The organism is Sphingobium sp. JS3065 (assembly GCF_026427355.1).
In the GTDB taxonomy this organism is placed as follows: domain Bacteria; phylum Pseudomonadota; class Alphaproteobacteria; order Sphingomonadales; family Sphingomonadaceae; genus Sphingobium.
In genome coordinates, this window is sequence record NZ_CP102664.1 from 1,902,578 (window position 1) to 1,928,172 (window position 25,595).

Consider the following 25,595-nt stretch of genomic DNA (forward strand, 5'->3'; position numbering starts at 1 on the left):
CCTATGTTCAAAACCCTGTTGGGCGGCATGATCGGCGGCGTGGCGATGTATTTGGTGGGCTTCGTCTTCTGGGGGACGCCGCTGAGCGGCCTCGCCTTTCATCGCACGGAATCCGGAGCCGGCAGCAATTTGCAGGCCGCCATGGCGCAGGCGCTAACGCCGTCAGGAACCGGCGTTTACGTCATTCCCGATCCGGCAACCGCTGAAGGCACGGTGCTTTATGGCAAGGGGCCGGTCGCGATGGTCTTCTACAACAACAGCGGCTTCCCGGTGACGGATGCGGGCGCGCTGATCGGCGGCCTGATCCTGGCGCTGGTTGTCGGCGTGCTGATCGCGCTGATGCTGCGCTTCGTCAGTGGCGATCTGGGCGGAAGGGCAAGGGTGACGATATTGTTCGCGCTCACGGCCGTGCTGTGGCTGCATGTCGGGCAAGCCGTGTTCAACCATACGCCCTGGGGATATAGTCTTTACCTGGCCTTCAGCGATTTTGTCGCGTTGATCGCGGCCGGACTGGTGGCGGCAAAGATCATGGAGAGCAGGCGCCCGACCGGCCCGGACGCCGTGACAGAGGAAACGGTGCATTGATCAGGATTGCGCGCCGGGATCGCTTTCGGCAGCCGCCTCCTCCGCCAGCCGGATCATGCAGGCGGCATGCCGCCGGGCGATCGCCATGCGGTCCGCGCCATAACCTCCACCCATGGTGCTGGCGAGCGCTATGCCCCGGCTGCGAGCGGCGCGCATCACGGCCCGGTCGCGGCTGTCCAGACCTGCATCGCTGAGCGCAAGGCGGCCCAGGCGGTCGTCTGCATGGGGATCGACCCCGGCCTGATAGAGAATCAGATCAGGCCGAAAATCGTCCAGCACAGGCGGCATCGCCTGCATCAGCACGTCCATATAGGCATCGTCGTCCGTTCCATCGGGCAGGCCGATGTCGAGCGTGGATTGCGCCTTTCGCACCGGGAAATTGCGTTCGGCATGGATCGACAGGGTAAAAACCTCTTCCCGTCCGCTCATCAATGCGGCGGTGCCGTCGCCCTGATGCACGTCGAGATCCAGGATCAATATCCGCCGCGCATCCCCCTCGCCGATCAACCGGTTGGCGGCGATGGCAAGATCGTTGAACACGCAATAGCCCGCGCCGCTGTCGGCCAGCGCATGATGGCTGCCGCCCGCCGCATTGGCGGCATAGCCATGACGCAGCGCCAGCCGGGCCGCCAGCCAGGTGCCGCCGGGCGAGAGCATGGATCGGCGCATCACCCGCTCCGTCACCGGAAAGCCGATGCGCCGTTCCTTTTCGCGCGGCACGGTCATCGTCGCGACCTGATCGACATAGGCGGGGTCATGGACCGCCTCTATCCACCGGCGCGGCATGGGGGTGGGTTCATGCACGGTAAAGGACGCGGCGGCCATGGTCAGCGCTTCCATCACCAGCCCATATTTGTCGAAGCGAAAGGAACTGCCCGCTGTTGCCGGAGAGACATAGGCCGAATGGTGAACGACGTGCAGCATCATCTTTTCCGCTATCTTCGAGTTTGAACGATGCGGGCTTTGCGCTATCTGGTCCAGCATGAACCGTCCCGAATTGATCCGTTTTTCCGTTTTTTGCCTCCTGGCCGCCGCTGCCGTGCCATCCGTGGCGCAGCCTCCGGCGGTTGCGCCGACCCTGCCCGCGCCCCAGCCGCAGGTGATCCTGCCGCCGTCCATCGTGACGCCGCCGCCTGTTCCGCTGCCCCAACCGTCCGCCGCGCAGGAACGCTGGCTCAACGACTGGCTGAAGGGCGGCACGCAGCAAGGACTGATGGCGCGCAGTAAGGCGACCGGAGACCTGAAGGGCAACGCCCTGCTTTCGGCGGCGCTGGACCGGGCCAAAGCGCTCAGCACAGGGCGCGTCGACACGGCGGACTTCCTGGAAATCTGGGCGTTGCGCCCTGCCCCGTTCGATCCGCGGCCGGGCCTAGCCAAGGCGATCAGCGAGGATCGGCTGCCGCAATGGGCGCTCAACCTGACGCCGCCCTATGCGGGCTATGACGGGCTGCGCAAGGGCCTGGCCAATTATGAACGGATTCGCGATACGGGCGGCTGGCCCACGCTGACGGCGCAATCCTCCCCCGACCTGGTGCGCGCACGCATCGCGATAGAAGACAAGAGCGTCACGCCCGGCGAAAAGCTGGTCGACGTGCTGCAACGGGCGCAGCGGCGCTACGGCCTCAACCCCACCGGCCTGCTGGATGCGCGGACGCTCAGGGAACTGAACGTGCCGGTGGACGACCGCATCGCCGCGATCATGGCGAATATGGAACGCTGGCGCTGGATGCCACGCCAGTTGCCGGTCAACAGGGTGCAGGTGAACATCGCCGCCGCCGTGCTGACGCTATTCGAGGGCGATGAGCCTGTGACGTCGATGCGCGCCGTGACGGGCGCGCCGGACAATGCGACGCCGATGCTGACATCCAGTATCCATTCGATCGTGGTCAATCCGCCGTGGAACGTGCCCGCCTCCATCGCCAAGCGCGAATTGTGGCCCAAGGGGCGCGCTGCGCTGATTCGCCAAGGATACAAGATCGTCGGCAAGCCGGAGACAGGCGAGCGGATCGTGCAGCCCGCCGGACCCAACAGCGCGCTGGGGCGGCTGAAATTCGATTTCAACAATCCCTTCGCCGTCTATCTGCACGACACCCCGTCGCGAGCGAAATTTTCGAGCTATGACCGCCTGGCGAGCCATGGCTGCATTCGCCTGGAAAAGCCGGTGCCGCTGGCGGAGCTGATGGTGGCCAGCAATCCCGATCTCGCCGGGCAGATCCAGTCGCTGATCGACACCGGCAAGACCCAGCGGGTTTCGCTGCCCAAGGAAGTAGCGGTGTACCTGCTTTACTGGACCGCCTTCGCCAGCAATAACGGCACGATGAGTTTTCGTTCCGATCCCTATGGCTGGGACAAGCTGCTGGCCGCAAAGATCGAAGCGTCCAGCCGTCGCGTCGACCCGACCGCCGCGCCCGCGGCCTCCATCGCATCGAAGGACTGATTTCATGCGCAAATTCGCCCTCATCGCCCTTGCCGGCGCGCTCGCCCTCGCCGCCTGCGGGAAGAAGGAGGAAGAGGCCCCGGTGACCAACAATCTGGTCGAACCGCCGGTCGAGAATGTCATCGTCGACGAGCCGGAGGCTACCCCGGAGCCGAGCAATAATGCCGCGCCCGCACCGGCCCCCGCCCCGACCATTTCAGAACAACAGCAGATAGAGGATGACGCCGCGGCCACCGGCATGACCGCGCGCCTGGAGCGAGCGGGCGCGGAGGAAGGTGCGAACGCGACCCAATAAGTCGGCACGTCCCGCCCCGGAAACGAGGCGGAATGGCGGCTTTGCGGACCGGGATCGCGTGGATGGCGGGCGCGATCCGACGCTGCCCTTGGACCGGCGCCGCTCCTTTGCTATATTGCGATTCATGGATCGTCGCAGTTTTACGAAGCTCGCTTTGAGCGGGCTGGCCTTTTCATTCCTTGCCGACAGCGCCGGACGGGCGGCGTCCCTCGGTGAAACGCTGCCGCGTCCGGTTCCCGCCGGGCCGCTCGCTGTCCGACCCTATGCGAAATTGCTGGAGCGCGCCAAGGCGGCGCTCGATCAGCATGGCCATATGTTCACGTTGCGCGACCGGGTGGGCTTGGCCGACTTCAATGCACCCTCGCGGGAATTGCGTTTCCATGTGGTCGACCTGATCGGCGGACAGGCCAGTTCCTATCTGGTCGCCCATGGCCGCGGCTCCGACCCCGGACATTCGGGTTGGCTCCAGACCTTTTCCAACGAACCCAATTCGCTGGCGAGTAGTTCGGGCGCGTTCAAGACGGGCGAAATCTACGAAGGCCAACATGGCCGGGCGATGCGCCTGATGGGGCTGGACCCGCAAAACAACAATGCGGAAATGCGCGCCATCGTCGTGCATGGCGCCGATTATGTCAGCGAAGATCATATCGCGACCTGGGGCAAGATCGGCCGCAGCGAAGGGTGCTTCGCGCTGGCCCGTCATATGTTGCCGCAATTCATCGGGCTGATGGGGCCGGGCCGGCTGCTCTTTGCCGACAAGATCGTCGGCGGGGTGCCGTAAGCCAGGGGCGTGTGGGACCACAGTCCCCCCGCTCAACTCAGCCGCGAGTCCATTCACAAAAGGCTCGCGCCATCGCGAATTCATCCCTGCGCCGCGCCGAACGAGCGGCGGCCTCGGCATCCTCGCCCCATTGTTCGGTTTCCCACGCCTCGTCGATTTCGGCGGCGGCCCAGATCGCATCGCCATCATGACCGCCTTCCACGACCGCGAGGCCGCAGACCAGCGATCCGGACAGCGTCACCAATGTCGACAGCCCCGCAAGGGTGAAGGGATCGAAGGCAGCCACCGCCCCCCCAAGCCGTTCCAGCGTCTCGGCAGGCTGATCGACCGGGATGATGCCCTGCGTTACCCGGAAAGTAACGTCATAGCGGCGGCGCGCCCAATCCAGCAGAGGATCCCAGGCGGCGGCTTCGCGCGCCACCAGTTCGGCTGGCCCCTCGGCGCGGTAGCAGAGCAGGTCGCTTTCCCCATAGCGCGCAATGCCCGCGGCGAAGCTTTCACGATGGGGCTCGATCTGGTCGATGGCGCCATTGGCCAGGCCGGTAAAGGGCATGGAGCGCGGATCGACCATGTCGCCCTGGGCACGCCATTCCTCGGCAATCGCCTCGGCAAGGCGCGCATTGGGCAGAGCCAGTGGAGCGCGGGCGGGCGTGCGGACCGGGCGGCCATCCAAGCGAAGTTCGAAACCGGTTTCGCCCGGAACGACCGTGACGTCCTTGTAGAAGCGTTTCATGATTGCGGCGGTTTCCGGAACAAGGCGAGCAGCAGGCGCGGCACGATCACGAACTGGAACAGGCCGACGACGACGAAGATCGCGCCCATCGCCTTGGCCTTGCTTCCCTGCACCCAATGGAAGCGCTGCATCAATATGAGGAAGCCGAACATCACCAGCAACGCGCCGGACAGGCGGAACAGGCCAAGCGCGAAAAAGCGCTGGCGGGCGACCTTTTCAGGGTCGACTGGCGGGATCGGCGGCATGTCGGTCATCCGATGTCGTGGGCGTGGATATGACCGCGCAATTCCGCGCTGTCCATCGCCACGCTATGCGCGCCCGCCGCGATCAGGTCCTGCGGCGCATGATAGCCCCAGCCGACGCCAAGCGCGCGGGTACCCGCCGTCAAGGCCATGTCAACGTCAAAGCTGGTATCGCCGATCATCACCGTCGTTTCAGGGGTGGCGCCCGCTTCGGCCATGGCGGTGAGCAGCATGGATGGATGCGGCTTGGACGGATGGCGGTCGGCCGTCTGCAACGTCACGAAATGCGCATGGATGCCATGATGGCTGAGGCAAAGTTGCAGCCCCCTGTCCGACTTGCCGGTCGCGACACCCAACAGCCATCCATCGGCATCCAGGTCGCGAATGAGGTCGGCTATCCCCGGATAAAGCGGCTCCGACACGGCGTTCTCGCGGCGAAGCTGCTGGAAAGCGAGCTTGTAGCGTTCCGAAAGATGCTCGTGATAATCGGCCTCCGCCTCCGGAAGCAGCCGGGCCATGGCAAGCGGCAGCGACAGGCCGACGACGGACAGGATGGTCGCCCGATCCGGCGCGGCCAGCCTTTCCCCTTCGAAGGCGCGAATCATGGCCGTGCAGATGCTGTGCTGGCTATCGACCAGCGTGCCGTCGCAATCGAACACCGCAAGCTTGTTCGTCATGACTTCTTGCGCGGTCCTGCGCCCGAACCCCGCGCGCGCCTTTCGCCCTTGCGACCCTTGCGGATTTGCTTGGCATGGGCACGGGCGGCCTTCTTCTCATCCTCCCGCGTGGGGGGGCGGGCGATCTCCTCGTCCAACGGCAGATCGCCCACGGACAGGTCGAAACCCAGCGAAACCAGGCTGGCCGCGAAATGTTCGGGCAATTCGGCGCGCACGTCGACGCGGCCGCCATCGGGATGATCGACGCGGATGCGGCGAGCATGAAGGTGCATCTTGCGGCTGATCGTGCCGCTCAGAAAGGCTTCCTTGCCGCCATATTTGCCGTCGCCGACGATCGGATGGCCGATGGCCGCCATATGGACGCGCAACTGATGGGTGCGGCCGGTATAGGGCTGTAGTTCGACCCAGGCAGCGCGATTGCCCGCGCGCTCGATCACGCGATAGCGCGAGCGGGAAGGCAGCCCCTCCTCCTGGTCCACATGCATTTTCTCGCCGCCGGTTCCCGGCTGCTTGGCGATGGGCAGTTCGACCATGCCGTCCTCGATGGAGGGGACGCCCATGACGATCGCCCAATAAACCTTGCGCGCCGTGCGGCTGGAAAAAGCCTTGGCGAAGAAGGCCGCCGACCGGGCTGTGCGGGCGATCAGCAGCGCGCCGGACGTGTCCTTGTCCAGGCGATGGACCAGTTTGGGCCGTTGGTCGAGTTCATATTCCAGCGCGTCGAGCAGGCCGTCGACATGATCGTCGGTCTTCGTGCCCCCCTGGGTGGCCAGGCCCGGCGGTTTGTTGATGACGATGGCCTGCGCATCGCGGTGGATGACGATCCCCTGGGCGAATGCGGTCTGGTCGTCGGTCAATTGCGGACGAACGCGCTTGGGCTTCACGGTTTCGGCCGCCTTTGGCTCGGCGGGGGGTACGCGGATGCTCTGGCCCTCCGCGACGCGATCGCCCGGCGCCGCGCGGGCGCCGTCGACGCGCAACTGGCCGGTGCGGGTCCAGCGGGAGACGGTGTTGAAACCGACATCGGGCAGATGCCGCTGGAACCAGCGGTCGAGCCGGATGCCGTCATCGTCCGTGCCGACGCGGAACTGCCGGACATCCAGCGAAACGCCCTTGGCCGGAGACGACTTGGCGGGCGGGACGGCAGGCTTCGCTGCGTTGGACTTGGGGGCCGGCTTTGGGCCGGGCTTGGGGCCGGCTTTAGGCGCGTCGGGCTTGCGGGCGCGAGCGGCCTTGGCGGCACCGCGGGCACGCCCCTGGGGAGCGGCGGCGGGCTTGCGCGGACCGGAGCTTTTGCCGGGCGGTCGCCCCTTCATGCGACGCTCCTCATCACGGCGACGCCCCCGGCCAGCGCGCCGACCGCGCCGATGACCGAAAAGGCGGCATAGGCCAGCGCCATGCCGAACTGGCCGCGTTCCATCATCAGCACGGTTTCCAGGCTGAACGAGGAGAAAGTGGTGAAACCGCCCAGCACGCCGACAGCGAGCAGCAGGCGGATCGGTTCACCCGCGCCGGTGTTGAAACGCGCCAGCCACCCGGCCAGCAGGCCCATGGCGAAACCGCCGATGATGTTGGCCCCGAAGGTTCCCCATGGCCACAGGGCGGCGGGGAACATCTGGCCTGCAAGACGCCCAAGCAGATAACGCAGCGCCGATCCGACGGCGCCGCCTGCCATGACGAGAAAGATATTGGTCATGCCGCCCGCCCTAGAGCATTTTTGCAAGGATTGGGAAGCGATCATTGACCTTGGAAATGAGAGTCCGCCAGATGTGCAGGGAGTGGCCACGATCCTGCATGTCCCGCGTCCTGCCTTGGGTTCAAACTTTTCCTATTCACCCCTAAAGCGGCGATTGCCAAAGCCGCTTCATCCGCCTATCTAGCCGTCAGCATCAAGAGTTGGGGCGACGCCCAACGCCAACCTGCCGATCCGGGCAAGGTGGCACTCCGTAAAAGGAGGATGTGGCCGATCCGGCAACCAAGCGGACCCCAGCCACATCGCCAGCGTCGCTCCGCAACAGGGAATGACGAGACGTGCCGATCAAGATAGCCGACGACCTGCCTGCCCGTCCCATATTGGAGGCGGAAGGGGTCATGGTGATGCGGGAGGCCGATGCGGTGCGGCAGGATATTCGTCCGCTTCGGATCGCGCTGCTCAACCTGATGCCTGACAAGATCAGTACCGAGACGCAGCTTGCCCGGCTGCTGGGCGCCACGCCGTTGCAGGTCGAACTGACGCTGGTGCGGATCAGCGACCATGTGTCGCGCAACGCCTCCGCCGATCATATGGCGTCCTTCTATCGCCCGTGGAGCGATGTCCGGGACGAGCGGTTCGACGGCTTCATCGTCACCGGGGCGCCGGTGGAGCAATTGCCCTTCGAAGAGGTGAGCTATTGGGACGAATTGCGCGCCATTTTCGACTGGACGCAGACTCATGTGCATCGTTCGCTCAGCATCTGCTGGGCGGCGCAGGCCGCGCTATTTCATTTCCATGGCGTGGAGAAACATGCGCTGGAGCGGAAGGCTTTCGGCCTGTTCCGGCATCACAATCACATGCCGTCATCGCCCTGGATGCGTGGCTTTTCCGATAATTTTTGCGTGCCGGTGTCGCGCTGGTCGGCAGTGCGGCGACAGGATATTCTGGAGGGACGCGGCTTGCAGATATTGGCCGAGAGCGATGAATCAGGTCTTTGCCTGATCGGTGATCCGGGGCGCGGCTTCCTGCATATGTTCAACCATCTGGAATATGATACGCTGACCTTGGCGGAGGAATATGCGCGTGACGGGGGAAGGCAGTTGCCTGCCCATTATTTCCCCGACGACGATCCAGGCCAGCAGCCGCAAAATCATTGGCGCAGCCATGCGCATCTGCTGTTCGGCAACTGGATCAACGAAATGTACCAGACAGTGCCCTTCGACCTGGGCGCGGCCGGTCAAGCGCCGGTGCTTACGGCGGCCTAGAACGGTTTCAGCAGCTAATTCCTAGCGGCCGTGATCCGCGATCACGTCGACGCTGGTCTTGCCGCCAGGCGCTTCGGTGAACAGCAGGAAGAAGGCGCTGCCGTCATCCTTGCGCGAACCGCCCAGGACATGGTCGCCGCCCATCACCTTATGTTCGGCGTCGAAACCGGCGCGACGGGCCTGGGTATAATAGAAATCCATCACGCTCTGCTGGGGCACCGGCGTCACGAAGGTGGCGGCGCGCAGCGTGCATCCGTCCTTTTCCGCCCCGGCCGCCTCGATCAACTGCGCACCGGGATAGAGGGTGAAGGGTTCCGGCAGGCGGCTGGCCCATTGGGCGCCGTAGACCAGTTGCTCGCGGCACAAGGCGTTGCCGCCGGGCTTTTTCTGTTCGCTGGCCACCGCGGCCAGCATGGATGCGGATTCCTTCACCTCTGCCTCGACAGGCGCAGGCGTCGCGAGCAGCGTGCCGCCAGCCAGTTTCACGGAATCGGCCAGCCCCTTGGCGGCCGCTCCCGTCAGCACAGGCAGCTTCGCGGTCCGCTGCGATTGGCCTGCAAGCCGGGGGTCGACCACAATCTGTCCAGCCAGCGCGTCGACCGCATTGTTGGTGAGTTGCGCGTCCAGCGCGTTCAGATCATCATCCTTCTTGCTACAGCCCACCAGCGGCAGGGCGGCCAGCAATGCGAGGACGCAAAAAGATCGAACAGGCGCCATGGCTTCACTCCTTCGTAAACAGGGGATGAAGAGCAAAGGTTAATTTTTCGTTAGGGATTTTAGTGAATCCCTGAATTTTCTCAGAAGGTGGGGCCAGTCTCCGCCAATTGGCATCGCCGCCCGCCTTGCCGCGACGCGGAGGAAGCTTCATTTATGCCGTCATGCTCAACATATTGTCAGCGCTGATCGGCCTTTTCACGCTTATCCTGATGATCCCGGCGGTGTTTCCGTTGCTGGGCGCGCTCAACTGGCTGCTGGTGCCGGTCGCCCTGTTCGGCGCCTTCGTCGGCATGCTGTCGGCCAAGAATGGCGGGCGCAATTTCTGCCTGATCGTGGCGGCTTTCGGGGCGCTGCGACTGTTCCTGGGGGGAGGCATATTCTGAACGCCCGGCCATCATCCGAACAGGCGGCCCGGCGGGGATTGCTCGCCGCGATGGGCGCTTATGCCGCATGGGGGCTGTTGCCGATCTTCTTCAGGCTGCTGCACCATGTAAATGCGGTGGAGATCGTCAGCCAGCGCATCCTCTGGTCGCTGCTGTTGGTCACGGTTCTGCTGCTGGCGCGGCGGAACCTGCCCGCGCTGTCGGCCATTTTGCGGGATCGCCGACTCATGCTGCCGCTGGCGGGATCGGCCCTGATGATCGGCTTGAACTGGCTGACCTATGTCTGGGCCGTGAATGGCGGCCATGTGATCGCCGCCAGCCTTGGCTATTTCCTCAATCCGCTGGTCAATGTCGGGCTGGGCGTGCTGCTGCTCCACGAACGGCTGCGGCGCGGACAAGCGGTTGCGGTCGGGATCGCCGCGGTGGGCGTCGCCGTCATGGCGGCGACCGCCCTGACCACGTTGTGGATCAGTGTCGCGCTGGCGCTGACCTTCGCTTTCTACGGGCTGATCCGCAAGCTGACGCCCGTGGCGCCGATGACGGGTCTGGGCGTGGAGACGCTGCTGCTGACGCCGCCTGCCATCGGCTATCTGGTCTGGCTGTCGGCGCATGGCGGCGTCAGTTTCGGGCAGGACATGGCGACGACCATCCTGCTGATCGTCACCGGCCTGGTGACCACGGTGCCGCTGGTGCTCTTCGCGACCGCCGCCCAGCGGCTGCCCATGGCCACCCTGGGCCTGCTGCAATATCTGGCGCCGACGCTGCAATTTCTGTGTGGCATCCTGCTTTTCGGGGAAAAGCTGACGGTGGGCCAGATGGCGAGCTTTGCATTGATCTGGCTGGGCCTGATCCTGTTCGCGACGGACAGCCTGACCGCCGCCCGCCGCAATCGTCTGGCGACGATTTAGGCGAATTCAGTCGCCTCGAACCGCACCGCCTCGCCCACCGCCTGATTGGCAAGCGCATCTTCCCACATCACGCGATGCCCGCGGATGATGGTGCCGACCGCCTTGCCGGTCAGTTCCATACCTTCGAAAGGCGACCAGTCGCAGCGGGAAGCCAGCCAATCGCTGCCGACGGTCCAGCGCTTCTTGAGATCGACCACGGTGAAATCGGCATCATAACCGAGCGCGATGCGCCCCTTCCCCACCAGCCCGAAGACGCGCTGCGGGCCGGAGGAGGTCAGTTCGATGAACCGGCGCAGCGACAACCGCCCCTCCGCGACATGATTGAGCAGCAGCGGCACCAGCGTCTGGACGCCGGGCATGCCGCTGGGCGAGGCGGGATAGGGCTTCGCCTTTTCCTCTATCGTGTGCGGGGCATGATCGCTGCCCAGAACATCCGGCACGCCCTGGTTCAGCCAGTGCCACAGGCCGTCGCGATGCGCCCCGGACCGGATCGGCGGGTTCATCTGCGCATAGGTGCCCAGGCGCGGATAGGCGTCCTCCGCCGCCAGGGTCAGATGCTGGGGCGTGACCTCGCAGGTGGCGATATCCTTGTTGCGGGCGATATATTCCAGTTCGGCGGGCGTCGTCACATGCAGGATGTGGATGCGGCGGCGGGCCTTGCGGGCCAGGTCGATGATGCGCTTCGTCGCGATCATCGCGCTTTCATCGTCGCGCCAGACGGGGTGGGAGGACGGGTCGCCCTCCACCCGCAAATCCTTGCGGGCGTTCATCCGCGCTTCGTCCTCGGCATGGATGGCGACGCGCCGTGTGCCGCTGGCGAGGACGCGGGACAGAGCCTCGTCATCGTCGACCAGCAGGCTGCCGGTCGAGGCCCCCATGAATATCTTGACGCCCGCCGTGCCGGGTATCCGCTCAAACTCCTTCAACTGCCCGGCATTGTCGGCGGTGGCGCCGACATAGAAGGCGTGGTCGCACCACATGCGATGATGGGCGCGCTTCAGCTTGTCGTGAACCCGTTCAGCCGTGTCGGTATTGGGGTTGGTGTTGGGCATTTCGAAGACGGCGGTGACGCCGCCCAGCACCGCCGCGCGGCTGCCCGATTCCAGGTCCTCCTTATGCTCCAGCCCCGGCTCGCGGAAATGGACCTGGCTGTCGATGCAGCCGGGCAGCACGTCGAGTCCTGTGCAGTCGATCACCTCGCCCGCGGCGCCCAGGGACGTGCCGATAGCGACGATCCTGCCGCCGCTGACGCCTACATCCACGCTTTCCGCGCCGCCGGGGGTGTGGACGGTGCCGTTCTTGAGAAGGAGGTCGAAGGTCATGTCGATGTCGCCTGCTTTGGATGGGCTTGGATATGGTTGCGCAGTGTCCTACCTAAAGCCGATGATTGGCACCACCCTAACCGACCGCACGCTCCTCAGAATTTCCGGCGAGGAGGCGAAAATCTTCCTGCAAGGCCTGCTGACCCGCGACGTGCCGGGGCTGAAGGCGGGCGAGCCGCGCTGGACCGCGCTGCTGACGCCGCAGGGCAAGACGCTGTTCGACTTCATCCTTTGGGCGGACGGAGACGATGTGCTGATCGATTGCGAGGCGGCACAAGCGGACGCGCTGGTAAGGCGGCTGACGCTTTATCGGCTGCGGCGCAAGGTGGCGATTGCGCGGGAAGAGACGCTGGCGGTTCATTGGGCGCTGGAGGCGCAGAACAGACCCTTCGACCCCCGCCTGCCAGCGCTGGGGCATCGCTGGATCGCGCCGCCGGACGACGGCGACGCATCGGCGGCTTTTCGGGCGCACAGGCTGGCGCTGGGGGTGTTCGAGGGGGCCGGGGAACTGGGACAGGACCAGATTTTGTGGCTGGAAACCAATGCCGGGGAACTGGGCGGCGTCGATTATGACAAGGGCTGCTATGTCGGGCAGGAAAACACCGCCCGCATGCATTATCGCAACAAGGTCAACCGGCGGCTGGTGGCCGTGCCGCTCGCCGAAGCCGATGAGAAGCGCCAGAAGGCGGCGTTGCCTGACCTTGGCCTGTCGATCGAACTGCGGCGGGTGGAAGATATCGATCCTGCTGCCCTGCCCGGCTGGCTCTCCGGCGCGATGGCGGAGCAGGCGGCCGAATGATGCGTATCCTCGTCGCGCTGCTGGGCGCATGGCTGCTGGTCGCGCCAGCGCAAGCGGAAACGCGGTGGACGCTGGTCCGAAGCTATCCGCATGATCCGGCCGCCTTTACCGAGGGGCTCTTCTATCATGACGGCGCGCTGTACGAGAGCACCGGGCTGGAGGGCGAGTCCGAGATTCGCAAGGTCGACCTTAAGAACGGCAAGGTGCTGAACCGCCGGATCGTGCCCCGCCCCTATTTTGGCGAGGGAATCGTCAACTGGAAGGACCGGCTGATCAGTCTGACCTGGCGGCATCGGCAGGGCTTCGTCTGGAAGCTGAACGATTTTTCGCCGGTTTCCCAGTTTCGTTATGAAGGCGAAGGCTGGGGACTGACGCAGGACGGCCGCAGCCTCATCATGAGCGACGGCACGGCGCAGTTGCGGTTTCTGGACCCCGAAAAACTGACCGAGGAACGGCGGATCACGGTGACCTGGAACGGCCGTCCCGTGGATCGGCTGAACGAACTGGAATATGTGAAGGGCGAGATCTGGGCCAATATCTGGTATGACAGCCATATCGTCAGGATCGACCCGCGCTCGGGATCGGTCATCGACTGGCTCGACATCGCCCCGCTGCTGAAAGCCAGCGGAGCAAGCGACAGCGAGGCGGTGGCCAACGGCATCGCCTATGACACGAAGGCCGACCGCCTGTTCGTGACCGGAAAAAACTGGGCCAAATTGTTCGAGATAAAGATCGGGCAGTGATTTGGCCGGTGGACGTTAGTGCAGGACGGATATTGGGCGGTAGCGCATGTTCTTATTCCTCCCTGCGCGCAGCGTGGGGACGGGAACCGCGCGAAGCGTGGTGGAGGGGAAATGGCGTGACCTGCGTATCTTCCCCTCCACCAGCCTTCGGCCGGTCCCCCTCCCCATCTATCGACGGGGAGGATTAGGATAGTTCCGCTTCCTCCTCATAGCAGCATGATCGGAGCGACCCCGTAAAAGCCCCAAACGGCTCCAGAACTCATCCGGCTTGACCGGCACGGCGCGTTCGGGTGCGCGCTCGACGCGGCTCCAGGACGAGTGCGGGATATGAATTTGCGGGCTGGAGCCAAGGCGGCATTGCCGGCGGGTACGGGTGACATTCTGGGTCATCGTCTTCTCCTGATGAGGAGGAACACGAAACCTTGCGTGGTCGCTTCAGTACCGTGCGCTTTAGCCGTTGATGACGCGGAGCAAGCTGACATCCTTCAAAACGGTCCCGGGCTGGGCCCGCCTGTGTGGGGTAGAAACGGGCCGTGCTCTAGATGGGCCAGGAGGGTCGCGGCCGATCGCATTTTGGAGGCATGACACCCGTTAAAAAACGTGGCCCGTGGGCATTTGCGTACTTGAGAGTGGTGACGTTGTGCTGCGGCGATCCCGATTAGGAAGATGACAGTTTGCATAGCCCATATCCTCCCGATTTGGAGGAGGACGTGGAATGACAGGAGCAAAGCCCCCAGGCGCGGACGCATTGGCGATGGTGACTCGAACACGTGACCCCCGCATTACGAAGGCGACCTTTCCCACTCGAAATGCCTTCCGCCTTATCGCTCCGGCAGCAGCAGGCTGGAGTCCCCGTAGCTGTAGAACCGATAGCCTTCCTTGATTGCGTGCCTGTACGCTGATTGCATTTTTTCCGTGCCCATCAAGGCACTTACCAGCATGAACAATGTCGATTTGGGCAAATGGAAATTGGTCATCAGCCCATCGACCGCCCGGAAGCGATAGCCCGGCGTGATGAAGATCCGCGTCTCGTCGGCGAAGGGGCGGATGACGCCATCCTCTCCGCAAGCGCTTTCCAGCAGGCGCAGGCTGGTGGTGCCGACCGCGATCAGGCGTCCGCCCGCCCGCCGCGCCGCGTTCAGCCGATCCGCCGTCGCCTGGTCGATCCGCCCCCATTCGGCGTGCATCCGATGATCGTCGGTGTCGTCAGCCTTCACCGGCAGGAAAGTCCCCGCGCCGACATGCAGGGTCAGCGTTTCCGTGCCTACACCCGCCGTCTTCAGCGCCGCCATCAGGTCCGGCGTGAAATGCAGCGCGGCGGTGGGCGCCGCGACCGCGCCGTCCTCCCGCGCGAACATGGTCTGATAGTCGCTGCGGTCGCGGTCGTCCGTGGGACGCTTGCTGGCGATATAGGGAGGCAGCGGCATGCGTCCGGCCCGTTCCAGCAGGACTTCCACCGGCTCCTCGCCCTCGAAGCTTAGCGTGACGCCGCCATCCTCGTCCCGTGGCCCGGCAAGGGCGGTGACGCCCGCGCCGAAATCGATCCGGTCGCCGTCGCGAACCCGCTTGGCGTTGCGCAGAAAGGCCTGCCATTGGCGCAGGCCGAGCCGCTTGTGGAGGGTCGCGCCGATCCTGGCCTCGCCGCGCATGCCTTCAAGCTGGGCGGGGATGACTTTGGTGTCGTTGAAGACCAGCACGTCGCCAGCGCGCAGCAGGCCCGGCAGGTCGCGCACGGTCCGATCCTCGAAAGGGGCGTCGCCGGATACCAGCAACAGCCGCGCCGAATCGCGGGGGGATGCAGGCCGGAGCGCGATGCTTTCGGGCGGAAGGTCGAAATCGAACAGGTCTACGCGCATGGGGCGCCGGTCCTCAGCAGCGGGTCGTCAGACTGAACTTGTCTCAGCACGGTCAGGGCAGGCGATCTGGCCATGCATCGCGATGCACCGCTCTTCCCTCGTCATGCTGAAACAAGTTCAGCATGACGAGGGAAGAGCAAGGCGGCCCTGTTACTTCTTCTTCGGCGCGGCGGGCTTCTTCGCGGGGGCTGGCTTCTTCACCGGCGGCGCGATGATCGAGGGTGCGGGCGGCGCGGGCGGGGTGGGAAGCGCGGTCACGGGCGGCTTGCCGTCGCTTTCGATCGACGCCTGGAGGATGAGGGTCGGATCGGCGGGCGGCTCGCCCTGATGGATGGCGTCGACATATTGCATGCCGTCGATCACCCGGCCGAAGACGGTATATTTCTTGTCGAGCTGCATGCGCGGCAGGAAGACGATGAAGAACTGGCTGTTCGCGCTGTCATCGCTCTGGGCGCGGGCCATGGAGACGGTGCCGCGCAGATGCGGCATCGGGTTGAATTCCGCCTTCAGGTCGGGAAGCGTCGAGCCGCCGGTGCCGTCCCCCTTGGGATCGCCGCCCTGCGCCATGAAGCCGGGAATGACGCGATGGAATTTAAGGCCGTTGTAGAAGCCCTGGCGCGTCAGTTCCTTGATCCGCTCGACATGGGTGGGCGCGATGTCGGGGCGAAGCTGGATGCGCACGCGCCCGCCGCTCGACAGGTCGAGATCCCAGACATTCTGCGGGTCGACCGGCACCGTCGCGGACGGCAGCCTGGAAGCAGGATCGAGGCCGAGCTGCTTGGCGGCCTGCTCCGCGCGGACGGCGGCCTCTTCCTTTTTCGTTTCCTCGGCACTGCGCCCGCCGCCCTGGGCCAGGGCGGCGCCGCTCGATGCATAGAGAGCGAAACCGATCGCCACGGTCTTGAGCGCCGACGTGAACCGCATGAACGAAGCTTTCCTCATATTTGCCCAGGTGCGAATGTGCCCCTGATAGCGTGCTCTTGGCGATTGGCAACTGAACGAAGGCTGAGTGGAGCCTTTAGCGAAGGCTTTACTGGCCCTTGAGGCCGAGTTGCGCCACCCGCGCCTCCACTTCGTCGCATATCGTGGGGCTGACGAACTTGTGGATCGGCCCGCCGTAAAGCGCGATTTCCTTGACCAGGCGGGAGGCGATGGGTTGCAGCGACACGTCCGCCATCAGGAAGACCGTTTCGACCCGGCCGTTGATCTGCTGGTTCATGCCCGCCATCTGATATTCATATTCGAAGTCCGCGACGGCGCGCAGGCCCCGGATGATGACGCTGGCCCCCTGCGATTCGGCGAAGTCCATCAGCAGCGAGTTGAAGCCGGTGACGACGATTTCCGTGTCGATCCCCGCACATTCGCGGCGGACCATGTCCAGCCGCTCCTCATCGGAAAACATGGGCGATTTGGAGATGTTGGTCGTGACGCCGATCACCAGCTTGTCGACCAGCTTCGCGCCGCGCCGGATGATGTCCATATGACCCAGAGTGATCGGATCGAACGTGCCGGGATAAACCCCCACCCTCTGCTTGCTCATGCCCTAGCGATCCCTTTCCACGATATAGTCCGCGATGGCGCGCAGCAGGTCAGCCTCCGGACCGTGCCCATGCAGATGCGCCTTGGCCTGTTCCACCAGCAGGCGGGCCTGCTCCCGCGCCCGATCCGCGCCCAGCAGCGAGACGAAGGTTTCCTTGCCCGCCGCCGCATCCTTGCCCAGCGCCTTGCCGGCAAGATCGGCGTCCCCCTCCACGTCGAGCAGGTCGTCGGCGATCTGGAAGGCCAGGCCGATGTCGCGCGCATAGCCGTGCAGGCGGGTGCGGGCGTCCGGCGGGATGCGCGCCATGATCGCGGCGGCATCGACGCAGAAGGCGATCAGCGCGCCGGTCTTCAATTGCTGGAGCCGGGTGACGGTGGACAGGTCGAAGCTCGCCCTTTCCGCCTCCAGATCCATCATCTGGCCGCCCGCCATGCCGCTGGTGCCGCTGGCGAGCGCCAGCGCCTTCACCAGTTCGATGCGGACGAAGGGGTCGGGATGGGTTTCCTCATCCGCCAGCAATTCGAAGGCCAGATCGTGCAGGCAATCGCCCGCCAGGATCGCCGTCGCCTCGTCGAACGCCTTGTGCACGGTCGGCTTGCCCCGGCGCATGTCGTCGTCGTCCATAGCCGGCAGGTCGTCATGCACCAGCGAATAGACATGGATGCATTCGACCGCGACGCCGACCCGCAGCGCCGAATCGCGTGAGATGTTGAACAGGTCGCTGGCCGCCTGCACCAGCAGCGGACGCAGCCGCTTGCCGCCGCCCATCGCGGCATGGCGCATCGCTTCGTAAAGGCGTTTGCGCGGATCGTCGGGGACCGCCAGCAGCAGGTCGAACAAATGGTCGATATCCACCGCGAGGGCGGCGGCGCGGCTGGCGACCAGGGTGGAGGCGGAGGCGGCTCCGCTCATGCCTGCGGCCTTCAGTCCGTACCGAAGGGCTGCGCGCCCGTGACGGCGCCGCTGGCGTCGACGGTCAGCTTGGCGATGCGGGCCTCCGCCGCCTGGAGCCGTTCCATGCAGCGTTTCCGCAATTCCTCGCCCTGCGAATAAAGCGAAATGGATTCGTCGAGCGGCACGTCGCCGCTCTCCAGCCGCCGGACGATCGATTCGAGCGCGCGCAGCGCATCCTCGAACGACAATTGCGATGGATCGCCCTGCTCTGTCATGCTGTCTTGCGCCATTCCCCTGCATTGGCGGCCCCCGCCCGCCCGGTCAAGCCCACATGGTCCGTCGCGGCCGATTCCGGCTTTCCTGTCACGAAAACGTCATGACGTCAGACCAGTGGCTGGCGGACTTGCGGCAGTTTTGCGTTGACGCTTGGTATAGCTAGTGCACATAGAAGGACCGCTATGAAATATCATCTCTCCCTCATCTCCGTCGCGGCGCTCGCGCTGCTGTCCGCATGCAACAATAACGACGAACCCGAAGTCGTGGGCGGCCCTGCCGATCCCATGGCTGAAAGGCTGGCCAATGCCGCCCCGGTCGAGCTGCCGCCGATGGTGAAGGAAAGCCATCAATATCGCTGCAAGGACAACAGCCTGATCTTCGTCGACTTCATGAGCGACGACAAGACGGCGAACCTGCGCACCGAAAAGAACGGCGCGCCGATCAAGCTGACCGCCGCCGAAGCGGGCAAGCCCTTCGAAGCCGAGGGCTACAAGGTCGAGGGTTCGGGCAAGCAGATCACCGCCACCCTGCCGGGCAAGAGCGCGGTGAGCTGCAAGGGCTGATCCTTTTCATTTTCCTGCACATACGGGCCGGCCTTCCCTATGGAGGCCGGCCTTTTTATTCGATCCCGTTGCCGCTCAACGCAACTCCGGCTCCCCCACCTCGACCGGATCGGGGCCGAAGCGATTGGCCCCCCGCGTGCCGCTCATGATGAAGAAGATCAGCAGGACGATGCTGCCGATGATCGGGAAGAAGACGATCAGCAACCACCAGCCGCTGCGATCCGTATCGTGCAGCCGGCGGACGGACACGGCGATATTGGGAATCAGCATCGCCAGCGTGAACAGGCCGGTGAGCGGCCCGCCGCGCGTGCTGTAGCCCGCACTGGCCCACCAGGGACCACGCTGAAACCAGCGATCGCTCGTGCTCAGGCCAAGCAGCCCCTCTACGATCGCGACCCCGATATAGCAGAGCAGCAGGAACAGGACGAACATCCAATATTCCCTGGGCCGCGCCCGGCCGGAAAATTTGGCGTAGCGGCGCAACGGCAACAGCATCCATTCCATGGGCAACTCCCCTTTTGTCGTCCGACTTTGCGAAAGCTATCATGTTTTCGCCCGTGCGCGAGCGTCAGCATTGTCTATCGGGCGCGCCCTCGCTAAAGGCGCGCACATGTCCAGCACCGCATCCCAGATCACGCCCCAGGTCGTCGCCGAACATGGGCTTTCTCCCGAAGAATATGATCGCGTCCTGCACGCGCTCGGCCGGGAGCCGAATCTCACCGAACTCGGCATATTCTCGGTCATGTGGTCGGAGCATTGCTCATACAAAAGCTCGCGCATCCATTTGAAGAAGTTGCCGACCGAAGGGCCGCAGGTCATTTGCGGCCCCGGCGAGAATGCGGGCGTTGTCGACATTGGCGACGGCCAGGCCGCGATCTTCAAGATGGAAAGCCACAACCACCCGTCCTACATCGAACCCTATCAGGGCGCGGCGACGGGCGTGGGCGGCATATTGCGCGACGTGTTCACCATGGGCGCGCGCCCGGTGGCGAACATGAACGCGCTGCGTTTCGGGCGGCCCGATCACCCCAAGATGAAGCATCTCATCAGCGGCGTGGTGCATGGCATCGGCGGCTACGGCAATTGCGTGGGCGTGCCGACCGTAGGCGGCGAGGTGAATTTCCACCCCGCCTATGATGGCAATATCCTGGTCAACGCGATGACCGTGGGCGTCGCGGATACGGACAAGATTTTCTACAGCGCCGCGTCGGGCGTCGGCAATCCCATCGTCTATGTCGGGTCGAAGACCGGCCGCGACGGCATTCATGGCGCGACCATGGCCTCCGCCGACTTCGGCGAGGATTCGGAAGAAAAGCGCCCCACCGTGCAGGTGGGCGACCCCTTCACCGAGAAGCTGCTGATCGAAGCCTGCCTGGAACTGATGGCGTCCGACGCCATCGTCGCGATCCAGGACATGGGCGCGGCGGGCCTCACCTCTTCCTCCGTGGAGATGGCGTCCAAGGGCGGCGTCGGCATCGAGCTGAACATGGACAAGGTGCCGCAGCGCGAAACCGGCATGACCGCCTATGAAATGATGCTGTCCGAATCGCAGGAACGCATGCTGATGGTGCTGCAACCGGGCAAGGAAGCCTTTGCCGAAGCCATTTTCCGGAAGTGGGAACTGGATTTCGCGGTGATCGGCCATGTAACCGACACCGGCCGCATGGTGCTGGTCCACAAGGGCGAGACGGTGTGCGACATTCCGCTCGCCCCGCTGGCCGACGATGCGCCGCTTTACGACCGTCCGGCGATGCCGAAGGACGAATATAGGATCTGGTCGGGCGTTCAGCCGCTGGGCGAAATCGCGGAAAGCGCCGACATCGGCGCGGATCTCGTCAAGCTGATGGGCTCGCCCGACATCGCCAGCCGCCGCTGGATCTGGGAACAATATGACCATATGGTCGGCGCCGACACGGTGCAGCGGCCCGGCGGCGATGCGGCGGTGGTCCGCGTCCATGGCTCGCAAAAGGGCATTGCGATCAGCACCGACTGCACGCCGCGCTATTGCTATGCCGATCCCTATGAGGGCGGCAAGCAGGCGATCGCGGAATGCTATCGCAACATTTCAGCGGTCGGCGCGACCCCGCTGGCCGTCACCAACTGCCTCAACTTCGCCAATCCGCAGCGGCCGGAGATCATGGCCCAGTTCACCGGCTGCCTTGAGGGCATGGGTGACGCCTGCCGGGCGCTGGATTTCCCGATCGTGTCAGGCAATGTGTCGCTTTACAATGAGTCCAAGGCGACCGGCGGCGGTTCCGCGATCCTGCCCACCCCGGCAATCGGCGGGATCGGCCTGCTCAAGGACGTCGACGTGATGGCGACCGTCGCTTTCAAGAATGAGGGCGATGCGATCTGGGTCATCGGCGGCGAAGGGACGCATCTCGGCCAATCGATCTGGCTGCGGGAAATCGCCGGGCGGGAAGCGGGCGATGCGCCCAGGGTCGACCTGGCCGCAGAACGCGCCAACGCCGAAACCGTCCGCGCCCTGATCGCGGAAGGCAAGGTCAATGCGGTGCATGACATTTCCGACGGCGGCCTGGCTGTAGCCGTGACCGAAATGGCGTTGGCGGGCGGCATCGGCGCGGAATTGAGCGTCACGCTGACGACGGCAAGCGCCTTTGGCGAGGATCAGGGCCGCTACATCGTCGCCGCTGCCCAGGGCGTCGACATTCCGGGCGCCGTGAAGATCGGCGCCACCGGCGGCGACAAGGTCGTGGGCATGACGCTGGCCGACCTGCGCGACGCGCATGAGGGCTTCTTCCCGGCGCTGATGGATAGCGAACTGTAAACGATACAAGGTGACGTGCTCCTGCGCAGGCAGGGGCGCGTCACTTAACGTTGGCGGTTGGGCGATTACGGCCTTCGCTCCGATCAGCCCCGCTAACCCGCCCGCGTCACGCGGCCGAACAGCACCTGATAGACATCATCGCCGCCGCTCGCCTCGAAGGCAGCCATGACCCGGCGCAAATCCCTGGGCGGAAGCGGCCTGCGCCCTTCACCTGGCACCACCGCACCGATGCCCTTCAGATGCGCGATCAGGCCCTTCGCTCCACCGCAGGGCAGGACATAATCCTCGTCAAAGGCAAAGGCATCCCCGAAGCGCGCCAGCATCTCGCGCAGCGTTTCCAGTGAGGGATAGTCCGGAATGCCGGCCCGCACCCCGCCAGCGTCATGCGCCCCGCGCCAGCGGGCGAAACTGCCCTGCCCCATAGTGGAGAAGATCAGGCTTCCCCCCGGCCGCAGCAATCCCGCCAGCCGGACAATGGCGCCCTCCAGATCGTCGAACCACTGGAAGGCCAGGCTGGAGAGGATGAGGTCGAACCACTCCCCCTCGAAAATCGGCGCTTCGCCGTCCATCGTCAGGAATGTGCCAGCGACCAGTCCGCCCTTCGCCGCCCGCGCCAGCATGTCCGGCGACAGGTCCGTCACCACCAGTTCCGCGCCCGGCCAACGCGCCTGGATGTCCCGCGTCAGGAAACCGGTGCCACAGCCGATCTCCAATATGCGGCCGACGCCGTCGGGCCTTTGCCTCTGCGCGAGATCGGCCACCAGCGCGGCGGCCAGCCGCTGCGGCCCGGCATGATCGTCATAACGCCCCGCCGCCGCGCCGAAAGCGTCGCTTATTCGTTGCTTGCGCCGACCATTCATGGCTAGTCGCATTGACAGAGCCACGAGCCGATTTCCAGCCTCTTCAAGGCCCAATTCAAGGACAGCCACGACCGATGACCGCCCCCTCTTCCCGGATTCCCGCCATGGACGTGCTGCGCGGCTGCGCGGTCATGGGAATCCTCTGGATGAACATCGCGGCCTTCGCCCTGCCGGAACAGGCCTATTTCAGCCCGGCGGCGGCTGGGCCGCTTTCCATGGGCGACATCGCCTTCTGGACGGTCAGTTTCATGGCTGTCGACGGCAAGATGCGGGCGCTGTTCTCCATGCTGTTCGGCGCGTCGATGCTGCTGCTGATCGACCGGGAGGAAATGGCCGGGCGTGACGGGCGGCGGGCGCAGGTGATCCGAGCCGCCTGGCTGTTCGTCTTCGGCCTGGCCCATTATCTGCTGCTGTGGTGGGGCGACATATTGATGATCTATGCGCTGGTCGGCCTGAACGCGCTGCTGTTCGTGCGGATGGAGCCGCTGGCGCTCGTCAAATGGGCCTTTCTCTTCTTCCTGGCGCATTTCCTGGTGTGCGCGGGGTTCATCGGCACGCTCTACGCCTGGGGCCATGCCGCCACCGCGCCTGGCGCGGCAGCAGACATCAGCGCGGGTTTCGCCGATTTCATCGCTTCGCTTTCCGATCCGGCGCATCCAGCGATCCGAAGCGAATATATGATCTATGGCGGCGGCTATGCCGGGATTTTCCTGCATCATGTCGCCCTGTTCGGCCGCCAATGGCTGACGACTTTGCCGTTCATCGCCTTCGACACGCTGGGCTTCATGCTGTTGGGCATGGCGATGTTGAAGAGCGGCTTCCTGACCGGACGCTGGCAGGCGGAGCAATATTGGCGGACCGCGCGGCATTGTTTCCTGATCGGGCTGATCCCGATGGCGGCGCTTGCGGCCTGGATCATTTCCAGCCGATTCTCTCCGCTCACGACGCTGGGGTCGGTGCTGGCCTGGTCCTTCCCCTTCCGCATCCCGCTGGCCGTGGGTTGGGCGGCCCTGATCCTGTGGCTGTTCACGCGCCATCGCAACCGGGCCGTCATGGCGCGAATCGCCGCGGTCGGGCGGCTGGCGCTCAGCAACTATCTGGGCAGCAGCCTTTTCATGTGCGCGATCTTCTACGGCTGGGGGCTTGGGCTGTTCGGCCATGTTCCGCATCGTTCCATGCCGTTGTTCGTCGTGGCGGCATGGGCGGTCATGCTGGTCTGGTCGCCGCTATGGCAGAGGCGATTCGCGTTGGGGCCGGCGGAATGGCTGTGGCGCAGCCTGGCTCGCCGCCAAACGCAAAAGATTCGCAACAGCGGCTGAATCTCTATTGCGACCTATTATCATCTGCGCTATCTCCACGTTCAGGAGATTTGCATGGTTGTCTGTGTCTGCAATGCCATTCGTGAAAAGGATCTGAAAGAGGTCGCCCGCGAAGGTTGCGCCACTCCGTGCAGCGCTTATGCGCGCCTGGGACGTCGGCCCAAATGCGGCCAGTGCGTGCCCTTCGCCCGCACGATCATCGCGGCGGAGCGCGCTTCCATTTAAAGCCATTGCGAGTCAGGCGCATCCGACTGACGCGAACTTGACGCAATAGCGCAACAAAAAATGGCGGATTTCCGCGGCTTTCCGGATTAACAAACGGAAACGAAACGCTTATGATCCCGGCACTTCCTTACAGCCGGAGAAGAACGCCATGAAGGGCGACGCCAAGGTCATCGAATATCTGAACGAGGTTCTCAAGAACGAGCTGACCGCGATCAACCAATATTTCCTCCACTATCGCATGCTGAACCATTGGGGCATCGAGAAGCTGGCCAAGTTCGAATATGAGGAATCGATCGACGAGATGAAGCACGCCGACAAGCTGGCGGAGCGCATCCTGTTCCTGGACGGACTGCCCAATTTCCAGTTGCTCGGCCGCCTGAAGATCGGGGAGACGGTGGAGGAAATATTGAAGGCCGACCTCGAACTGGAATATGAAGCCCTGCCGGTGCTGAAGGACGCCATCGCCTATTGCGAATCGATCCGCGACTATGTGAGCCGCGATCTGTTCCAGCACATCCTCGAAAGCGAGGAAGAGCATGTCGACACGCTGGAAACCCAGTTCGAGATGATCGACCGCATGGGCATCCAGAATTATATCCAGCTACAGAGCAAGGCGGCCGAGGAATAAGGGTTCAAGGGGGGGCGGCCCGTCGGGCGCGCCCGCCCCTCTCCTCCGTCAGATCAGCGAATCCAGCAAGCCAATCAGCGGCAAGTCCGCTGGCGGCATGTCCAGCGCGTACATTTGCGCGGGCCTAACCCATTGGAGCGCGGTCGCGTGCCGCGCTTCGGGGATGCCCTGCCATTTGCGGCAGACATAAAGCAACAGCAGCAGATGGCGGTCGCCCAGCGGCTCGCTCGCGAAGGTCGCGGGCGCGAGGCAGCTTGCATGGGTGCGGATGCCCAGTTCCTCCTCCAACTCGCGGATCAATGCGATTTCAGGCGCTTCTCCCGGCTCCACCTTGCCGCCGGGGAATTCCCATAGGTGCGCCATCGGCTTTCCCGGCGGGCGCTGCTGCAAAAGAACACGGCCATCCGCGTCGACCAGGGCGGCTGCAACCACCAGCAGGGGAGAAATTATCGTCATGATGATCCGACTTGAGGGGTTTGTTAACTCTGCCGCTTTTACAAGGGCATTTGGGGCTGTGTGTAAATGGGGTGCGGCATGCGGGCGTTGTTTAGAAACTTCAGCTTTTGGAAGCTGATCTATTGTCAACGCGGCGCGACGGCGGTGGAGTATGGATTGATCCTCGCCCTCATCTGCCTTGCCATAATCGGCGCCATGTCGAACGTCGCCAATAAGACCATCGGCATGTGGAACAATGTCACCACAGAAGTTCTGGCGCATTAACCATCTATATCTGACACCCCTTTCATCTCATTAAATCTTTATCAACCCACCCCCGCTACATCAATCGAAGCTGACCTTCATTTCAAGCGGGGGGCGGCCGGGTAGTTAAACGTGTAACTTGAGGCAAGGAGACTTCCAATGCAGTTCATCCGCAAGATGATGAAGAACGAAAAGGGTGCGACCGCTATTGAATATGGCCTGATCGCCGCGCTCATCGCTGTCGCCGCCATCGGCGCCATGTCCAGCCTGGGCGACAAGCTCGGCAACACCTTCAACAATGTCTCGGGCAACCTGAAGTAAGCTCGAACGCATTGACGAAAAAAGGGCGACGGAAGCAATTCCGTCG

The 25,595-nt window shown here is 64.2% G+C and carries 32 protein-coding genes and 1 riboswitch; of the genes, 16 read left to right on the forward strand and 16 right to left on the reverse strand.

Annotation, left to right across the window (positions count from 1 at the left end; translation table 11 throughout):
* The first annotated feature begins 3 nt into the window (after window positions 1-3).
* Window positions 4-585: a hypothetical protein gene (locus tag NUH86_RS09055; RefSeq protein WP_267249197.1), complete on the forward strand. Its 582-nt coding sequence runs from the start codon at window positions 4-6 to the stop codon at window positions 583-585.
* Here NUH86_RS09055 and NUH86_RS09060 read toward each other — a convergent pair whose 3' ends face one another.
* The gene (locus tag NUH86_RS09060; RefSeq protein ID WP_267252078.1) at window positions 586-1,509 is read right to left on the reverse strand and encodes a histone deacetylase; all 924 of its coding nucleotides are present in this window, start codon (window positions 1,507-1,509) and stop codon (window positions 586-588) included.
* Window positions 1,510-1,567: 58 nt separating this feature from the next.
* Here NUH86_RS09060 and NUH86_RS09065 point away from each other — a divergent pair, with 58 nt between their 5' ends.
* From NUH86_RS09065 to NUH86_RS09075, 3 genes are all read left to right on the forward strand, one after another.
* Complete coding sequence (locus NUH86_RS09065; protein WP_267249198.1) at window positions 1,568-3,022, forward strand: L,D-transpeptidase family protein; 1,455 nt, start codon at window positions 1,568-1,570, stop codon at window positions 3,020-3,022.
* Between the two features lie 4 nt (window positions 3,023-3,026).
* A complete protein-coding gene (locus NUH86_RS09070; RefSeq protein WP_267249199.1) occupies window positions 3,027-3,317 on the forward strand; it encodes a hypothetical protein in 291 nt (96 codons plus the stop codon).
* Between the two features lie 124 nt (window positions 3,318-3,441).
* Entirely contained in the window at window positions 3,442-4,098 is a 657-nt protein-coding gene (locus tag NUH86_RS09075) for a murein L,D-transpeptidase catalytic domain family protein (protein ID WP_267249200.1), read from the forward strand.
* A 37-nt stretch (window positions 4,099-4,135) separates the two neighbouring features.
* On the opposite strand, the gene NUH86_RS09080 is transcribed toward NUH86_RS09075, so the two are convergent.
* From NUH86_RS09080 to crcB, 5 genes are read right to left on the reverse strand one after another with little or no spacing between them, the layout of a single operon-like run.
* Window positions 4,136-4,831: an ATP12 family chaperone protein gene (locus tag NUH86_RS09080; protein WP_267249201.1), complete on the reverse strand. Its 696-nt coding sequence runs from the start codon at window positions 4,829-4,831 to the stop codon at window positions 4,136-4,138.
* Window positions 4,828-5,085 carry a hypothetical protein gene (locus tag NUH86_RS09085; protein ID WP_267249202.1) on the reverse strand — a complete coding sequence of 86 codons (258 nt, stop codon included), beginning with the start codon at window positions 5,083-5,085 and terminating at the stop codon, window positions 4,828-4,830. Before NUH86_RS09085 ends, NUH86_RS09080 begins: the two co-directional genes overlap by 4 nt.
* On the reverse strand, window positions 5,082-5,750 hold the full coding sequence (locus tag NUH86_RS09090) for an HAD-IA family hydrolase (protein ID WP_267249203.1): 669 nt from the start codon (window positions 5,748-5,750) through the stop codon (window positions 5,082-5,084). The genes NUH86_RS09085 and NUH86_RS09090 overlap by 4 nt, the downstream gene beginning before the upstream one ends.
* A complete protein-coding gene (locus NUH86_RS09095) occupies window positions 5,747-7,066 on the reverse strand; it encodes an RluA family pseudouridine synthase (protein ID WP_267249204.1) in 1,320 nt (439 codons plus the stop codon). The genes NUH86_RS09090 and NUH86_RS09095 overlap by 4 nt, the downstream gene beginning before the upstream one ends.
* The gene (gene crcB, locus NUH86_RS09100) at window positions 7,063-7,446 is read right to left on the reverse strand and encodes a fluoride efflux transporter CrcB (RefSeq protein ID WP_267249205.1); all 384 of its coding nucleotides are present in this window, start codon (window positions 7,444-7,446) and stop codon (window positions 7,063-7,065) included. Before crcB ends, NUH86_RS09095 begins: the two co-directional genes overlap by 4 nt.
* A gap of 185 nt (window positions 7,447-7,631) precedes the next feature.
* Window positions 7,632-7,739, forward strand: a riboswitch (SAM-I-IV-variant riboswitch).
* 42 nt (window positions 7,740-7,781) lie between these two features.
* On the opposite strand from crcB, the gene NUH86_RS09105 reads away from it, so the two are divergent.
* Window positions 7,782-8,708 carry a homoserine O-succinyltransferase gene (locus tag NUH86_RS09105; RefSeq protein ID WP_267249206.1) on the forward strand — a complete coding sequence of 309 codons (927 nt, stop codon included), beginning with the start codon at window positions 7,782-7,784 and terminating at the stop codon, window positions 8,706-8,708.
* A 21-nt stretch (window positions 8,709-8,729) separates the two neighbouring features.
* Here the strand turns inward: NUH86_RS09105 and NUH86_RS09110 are convergent, their stop codons facing one another.
* Entirely contained in the window at window positions 8,730-9,425 is a 696-nt protein-coding gene (locus NUH86_RS09110) for a hypothetical protein (RefSeq protein WP_267249207.1), read from the reverse strand.
* Window positions 9,426-9,586: 161 nt separating this feature from the next.
* On the opposite strand from NUH86_RS09110, the gene NUH86_RS09115 reads away from it, so the two are divergent.
* Both NUH86_RS09115 and rarD read left to right on the forward strand, forming a co-directional pair.
* A complete protein-coding gene (locus NUH86_RS09115; RefSeq protein WP_267252079.1) occupies window positions 9,587-9,808 on the forward strand; it encodes a hypothetical protein in 222 nt (73 codons plus the stop codon).
* Between the two features lie 38 nt (window positions 9,809-9,846).
* A complete protein-coding gene (gene rarD / locus NUH86_RS09120) occupies window positions 9,847-10,716 on the forward strand; it encodes an EamA family transporter RarD (protein WP_267249208.1) in 870 nt (289 codons plus the stop codon).
* Here the strand turns inward: rarD and NUH86_RS09125 are convergent.
* Complete coding sequence (locus NUH86_RS09125; protein WP_267249209.1) at window positions 10,713-12,038, reverse strand: dihydroorotase; 1,326 nt, start codon at window positions 12,036-12,038, stop codon at window positions 10,713-10,715. The genes rarD and NUH86_RS09125 overlap by 4 nt on opposite strands.
* Before the next feature lie 61 nt (window positions 12,039-12,099).
* On the opposite strand from NUH86_RS09125, the gene NUH86_RS09130 reads away from it, so the two are divergent.
* Together NUH86_RS09130 and NUH86_RS09135 are read left to right on the forward strand one after the other, a co-directional pair.
* Window positions 12,100-12,837, forward strand: a complete 738-nt coding sequence (locus NUH86_RS09130; protein WP_267252080.1) for a YgfZ/GcvT domain-containing protein — start codon at window positions 12,100-12,102, stop codon at window positions 12,835-12,837.
* Window positions 12,834-13,580 carry a glutaminyl-peptide cyclotransferase gene (locus tag NUH86_RS09135; RefSeq protein ID WP_267249210.1) on the forward strand — a complete coding sequence of 249 codons (747 nt, stop codon included), beginning with the start codon at window positions 12,834-12,836 and terminating at the stop codon, window positions 13,578-13,580. The genes NUH86_RS09130 and NUH86_RS09135 overlap by 4 nt, the downstream gene beginning before the upstream one ends.
* 821 nt (window positions 13,581-14,401) lie before the next feature.
* On the opposite strand, the gene queA is transcribed toward NUH86_RS09135, so the two are convergent.
* From queA to NUH86_RS09160, 5 genes are all read right to left on the reverse strand, one after another.
* Window positions 14,402-15,436 carry a tRNA preQ1(34) S-adenosylmethionine ribosyltransferase-isomerase QueA gene (gene queA / locus NUH86_RS09140; RefSeq protein ID WP_267249211.1) on the reverse strand — a complete coding sequence of 345 codons (1,035 nt, stop codon included), beginning with the start codon at window positions 15,434-15,436 and terminating at the stop codon, window positions 14,402-14,404.
* Between the two features lie 150 nt (window positions 15,437-15,586).
* The gene (locus NUH86_RS09145; RefSeq protein WP_267249212.1) at window positions 15,587-16,360 is read right to left on the reverse strand and encodes a peptidylprolyl isomerase; all 774 of its coding nucleotides are present in this window, start codon (window positions 16,358-16,360) and stop codon (window positions 15,587-15,589) included.
* 106 nt (window positions 16,361-16,466) lie between these two features.
* Window positions 16,467-16,976 carry a pantetheine-phosphate adenylyltransferase gene (coaD, locus tag NUH86_RS09150; protein ID WP_267249213.1) on the reverse strand — a complete coding sequence of 170 codons (510 nt, stop codon included), beginning with the start codon at window positions 16,974-16,976 and terminating at the stop codon, window positions 16,467-16,469.
* Between the two features lie 3 nt (window positions 16,977-16,979).
* A complete protein-coding gene (locus NUH86_RS09155) occupies window positions 16,980-17,888 on the reverse strand; it encodes a polyprenyl synthetase family protein (RefSeq protein WP_267249214.1) in 909 nt (302 codons plus the stop codon).
* Window positions 17,889-17,899: 11 nt separating this feature from the next.
* A complete protein-coding gene (locus tag NUH86_RS09160; protein ID WP_267249215.1) occupies window positions 17,900-18,160 on the reverse strand; it encodes an exodeoxyribonuclease VII small subunit in 261 nt (86 codons plus the stop codon).
* A 168-nt stretch (window positions 18,161-18,328) separates the two neighbouring features.
* Between NUH86_RS09160 and NUH86_RS09165 the strand changes: the two genes are divergently transcribed.
* Complete coding sequence (locus NUH86_RS09165) at window positions 18,329-18,709, forward strand: hypothetical protein (RefSeq protein ID WP_267249216.1); 381 nt, start codon at window positions 18,329-18,331, stop codon at window positions 18,707-18,709.
* A gap of 75 nt (window positions 18,710-18,784) precedes the next feature.
* Here NUH86_RS09165 and NUH86_RS09170 read toward each other — a convergent pair whose 3' ends face one another.
* Window positions 18,785-19,213, reverse strand: coding sequence for a DUF805 domain-containing protein (locus tag NUH86_RS09170; protein WP_267249217.1), 429 nt, complete (start codon window positions 19,211-19,213; stop codon window positions 18,785-18,787).
* A 106-nt stretch (window positions 19,214-19,319) separates the two neighbouring features.
* Here NUH86_RS09170 and purL point away from each other — a divergent pair, with 106 nt between their 5' ends.
* Window positions 19,320-21,497 carry a phosphoribosylformylglycinamidine synthase subunit PurL gene (gene purL, locus NUH86_RS09175; RefSeq protein ID WP_267249218.1) on the forward strand — a complete coding sequence of 726 codons (2,178 nt, stop codon included), beginning with the start codon at window positions 19,320-19,322 and terminating at the stop codon, window positions 21,495-21,497.
* A 92-nt stretch (window positions 21,498-21,589) separates the two neighbouring features.
* Here the strand turns inward: purL and NUH86_RS09180 are convergent, their stop codons facing one another.
* Entirely contained in the window at window positions 21,590-22,357 is a 768-nt protein-coding gene (locus tag NUH86_RS09180; RefSeq protein ID WP_267249219.1) for a methyltransferase domain-containing protein, read from the reverse strand.
* Window positions 22,358-22,431: 74 nt separating this feature from the next.
* Between NUH86_RS09180 and NUH86_RS09185 the strand changes: the two genes are divergently transcribed.
* The 3 genes from NUH86_RS09185 (at window position 22,432) to bfr (ending at window position 24,529) form a co-directional block, all read left to right on the forward strand.
* On the forward strand, window positions 22,432-23,676 hold the full coding sequence (locus NUH86_RS09185) for a DUF418 domain-containing protein (RefSeq protein ID WP_267249220.1): 1,245 nt from the start codon (window positions 22,432-22,434) through the stop codon (window positions 23,674-23,676).
* Window positions 23,677-23,730: 54 nt separating this feature from the next.
* Window positions 23,731-23,901, forward strand: coding sequence for a (2Fe-2S)-binding protein (locus NUH86_RS09190; RefSeq protein ID WP_025547882.1), 171 nt, complete (start codon window positions 23,731-23,733; stop codon window positions 23,899-23,901).
* Between the two features lie 148 nt (window positions 23,902-24,049).
* The gene (gene bfr, locus NUH86_RS09195) at window positions 24,050-24,529 is read left to right on the forward strand and encodes a bacterioferritin (protein WP_013847267.1); all 480 of its coding nucleotides are present in this window, start codon (window positions 24,050-24,052) and stop codon (window positions 24,527-24,529) included.
* A 48-nt stretch (window positions 24,530-24,577) separates the two neighbouring features.
* Here the strand turns inward: bfr and NUH86_RS09200 are convergent, their stop codons facing one another.
* Window positions 24,578-24,985: a (deoxy)nucleoside triphosphate pyrophosphohydrolase gene (locus NUH86_RS09200; protein ID WP_267249221.1), complete on the reverse strand. Its 408-nt coding sequence runs from the start codon at window positions 24,983-24,985 to the stop codon at window positions 24,578-24,580.
* A gap of 78 nt (window positions 24,986-25,063) precedes the next feature.
* On the opposite strand from NUH86_RS09200, the gene NUH86_RS09205 reads away from it, so the two are divergent.
* Window positions 25,064-25,249 carry a Flp family type IVb pilin gene (locus NUH86_RS09205; RefSeq protein ID WP_267249222.1) on the forward strand — a complete coding sequence of 62 codons (186 nt, stop codon included), beginning with the start codon at window positions 25,064-25,066 and terminating at the stop codon, window positions 25,247-25,249.
* Window positions 25,250-25,387: 138 nt separating this feature from the next.
* Window positions 25,388-25,549 (forward strand): Flp family type IVb pilin, encoded by a 162-nt coding sequence (locus NUH86_RS09210; protein ID WP_267249223.1) that lies wholly within the window; start codon window positions 25,388-25,390, stop codon window positions 25,547-25,549.
* Window positions 25,550-25,595: the final 46 nt, after the last annotated feature.

What these genes read in the sequence shown, in the direction of transcription:
- bfr (WP_013847267.1), top strand. Translation starts at nt 24,050, where the DNA reads ATGAAGGGCGACGCCAAGGTCATCGAATATCTGAACGAGGTTCTCAAG.
- NUH86_RS09200 (WP_267249221.1), bottom strand. Translation starts at nt 24,985, where the DNA reads ATGACGATAATTTCTCCCCTGCTGGTGGTTGCAGCCGCCCTGGTCGAC.
- crcB (WP_267249205.1), bottom strand. Translation starts at nt 7,446, where the DNA reads ATGACCAATATCTTTCTCGTCATGGCAGGCGGCGCCGTCGGATCGGCG.
- NUH86_RS09055 (WP_267249197.1), top strand. Translation starts at nt 4, where the DNA reads ATGTTCAAAACCCTGTTGGGCGGCATGATCGGCGGCGTGGCGATGTAT.
- NUH86_RS09155 (WP_267249214.1), bottom strand. Translation starts at nt 17,888, where the DNA reads ATGAGCGGAGCCGCCTCCGCCTCCACCCTGGTCGCCAGCCGCGCCGCC.
- NUH86_RS09090 (WP_267249203.1), bottom strand. Translation starts at nt 5,750, where the DNA reads ATGACGAACAAGCTTGCGGTGTTCGATTGCGACGGCACGCTGGTCGAT.
- NUH86_RS09070 (WP_267249199.1), top strand. Translation starts at nt 3,027, where the DNA reads ATGCGCAAATTCGCCCTCATCGCCCTTGCCGGCGCGCTCGCCCTCGCC.
- NUH86_RS09060 (WP_267252078.1), bottom strand. Translation starts at nt 1,509, where the DNA reads ATGCTGCACGTCGTTCACCATTCGGCCTATGTCTCTCCGGCAACAGCG.
- NUH86_RS09075 (WP_267249200.1), top strand. Translation starts at nt 3,442, where the DNA reads ATGGATCGTCGCAGTTTTACGAAGCTCGCTTTGAGCGGGCTGGCCTTT.
- queA (WP_267249211.1), bottom strand. Translation starts at nt 15,436, where the DNA reads ATGCGCGTAGACCTGTTCGATTTCGACCTTCCGCCCGAAAGCATCGCG.
- NUH86_RS09190 (WP_025547882.1), top strand. Translation starts at nt 23,731, where the DNA reads ATGGTTGTCTGTGTCTGCAATGCCATTCGTGAAAAGGATCTGAAAGAG.
- NUH86_RS09160 (WP_267249215.1), bottom strand. Translation starts at nt 18,160, where the DNA reads ATGGCGCAAGACAGCATGACAGAGCAGGGCGATCCATCGCAATTGTCG.
- NUH86_RS09080 (WP_267249201.1), bottom strand. Translation starts at nt 4,831, where the DNA reads ATGAAACGCTTCTACAAGGACGTCACGGTCGTTCCGGGCGAAACCGGT.
- NUH86_RS09165 (WP_267249216.1), top strand. Translation starts at nt 18,329, where the DNA reads ATGAAATATCATCTCTCCCTCATCTCCGTCGCGGCGCTCGCGCTGCTG.
- coaD (WP_267249213.1), bottom strand. Translation starts at nt 16,976, where the DNA reads ATGAGCAAGCAGAGGGTGGGGGTTTATCCCGGCACGTTCGATCCGATC.
- NUH86_RS09085 (WP_267249202.1), bottom strand. Translation starts at nt 5,085, where the DNA reads ATGACCGACATGCCGCCGATCCCGCCAGTCGACCCTGAAAAGGTCGCC.
- NUH86_RS09145 (WP_267249212.1), bottom strand. Translation starts at nt 16,360, where the DNA reads ATGCGGTTCACGTCGGCGCTCAAGACCGTGGCGATCGGTTTCGCTCTC.
- NUH86_RS09170 (WP_267249217.1), bottom strand. Translation starts at nt 19,213, where the DNA reads ATGGAATGGATGCTGTTGCCGTTGCGCCGCTACGCCAAATTTTCCGGC.
- NUH86_RS09205 (WP_267249222.1), top strand. Translation starts at nt 25,064, where the DNA reads ATGCGGGCGTTGTTTAGAAACTTCAGCTTTTGGAAGCTGATCTATTGT.
- NUH86_RS09125 (WP_267249209.1), bottom strand. Translation starts at nt 12,038, where the DNA reads ATGACCTTCGACCTCCTTCTCAAGAACGGCACCGTCCACACCCCCGGC.
- purL (WP_267249218.1), top strand. Translation starts at nt 19,320, where the DNA reads ATGTCCAGCACCGCATCCCAGATCACGCCCCAGGTCGTCGCCGAACAT.
- NUH86_RS09180 (WP_267249219.1), bottom strand. Translation starts at nt 22,357, where the DNA reads ATGAATGGTCGGCGCAAGCAACGAATAAGCGACGCTTTCGGCGCGGCG.
- NUH86_RS09135 (WP_267249210.1), top strand. Translation starts at nt 12,834, where the DNA reads ATGATGCGTATCCTCGTCGCGCTGCTGGGCGCATGGCTGCTGGTCGCG.
- NUH86_RS09185 (WP_267249220.1), top strand. Translation starts at nt 22,432, where the DNA reads ATGACCGCCCCCTCTTCCCGGATTCCCGCCATGGACGTGCTGCGCGGC.
- NUH86_RS09110 (WP_267249207.1), bottom strand. Translation starts at nt 9,425, where the DNA reads ATGGCGCCTGTTCGATCTTTTTGCGTCCTCGCATTGCTGGCCGCCCTG.
- NUH86_RS09095 (WP_267249204.1), bottom strand. Translation starts at nt 7,066, where the DNA reads ATGAAGGGGCGACCGCCCGGCAAAAGCTCCGGTCCGCGCAAGCCCGCC.
- NUH86_RS09115 (WP_267252079.1), top strand. Translation starts at nt 9,587, where the DNA reads ATGCTCAACATATTGTCAGCGCTGATCGGCCTTTTCACGCTTATCCTG.
- NUH86_RS09065 (WP_267249198.1), top strand. Translation starts at nt 1,568, where the DNA reads ATGAACCGTCCCGAATTGATCCGTTTTTCCGTTTTTTGCCTCCTGGCC.
- NUH86_RS09130 (WP_267252080.1), top strand. Translation starts at nt 12,100, where the DNA reads ATGATTGGCACCACCCTAACCGACCGCACGCTCCTCAGAATTTCCGGC.
- NUH86_RS09210 (WP_267249223.1), top strand. Translation starts at nt 25,388, where the DNA reads ATGCAGTTCATCCGCAAGATGATGAAGAACGAAAAGGGTGCGACCGCT.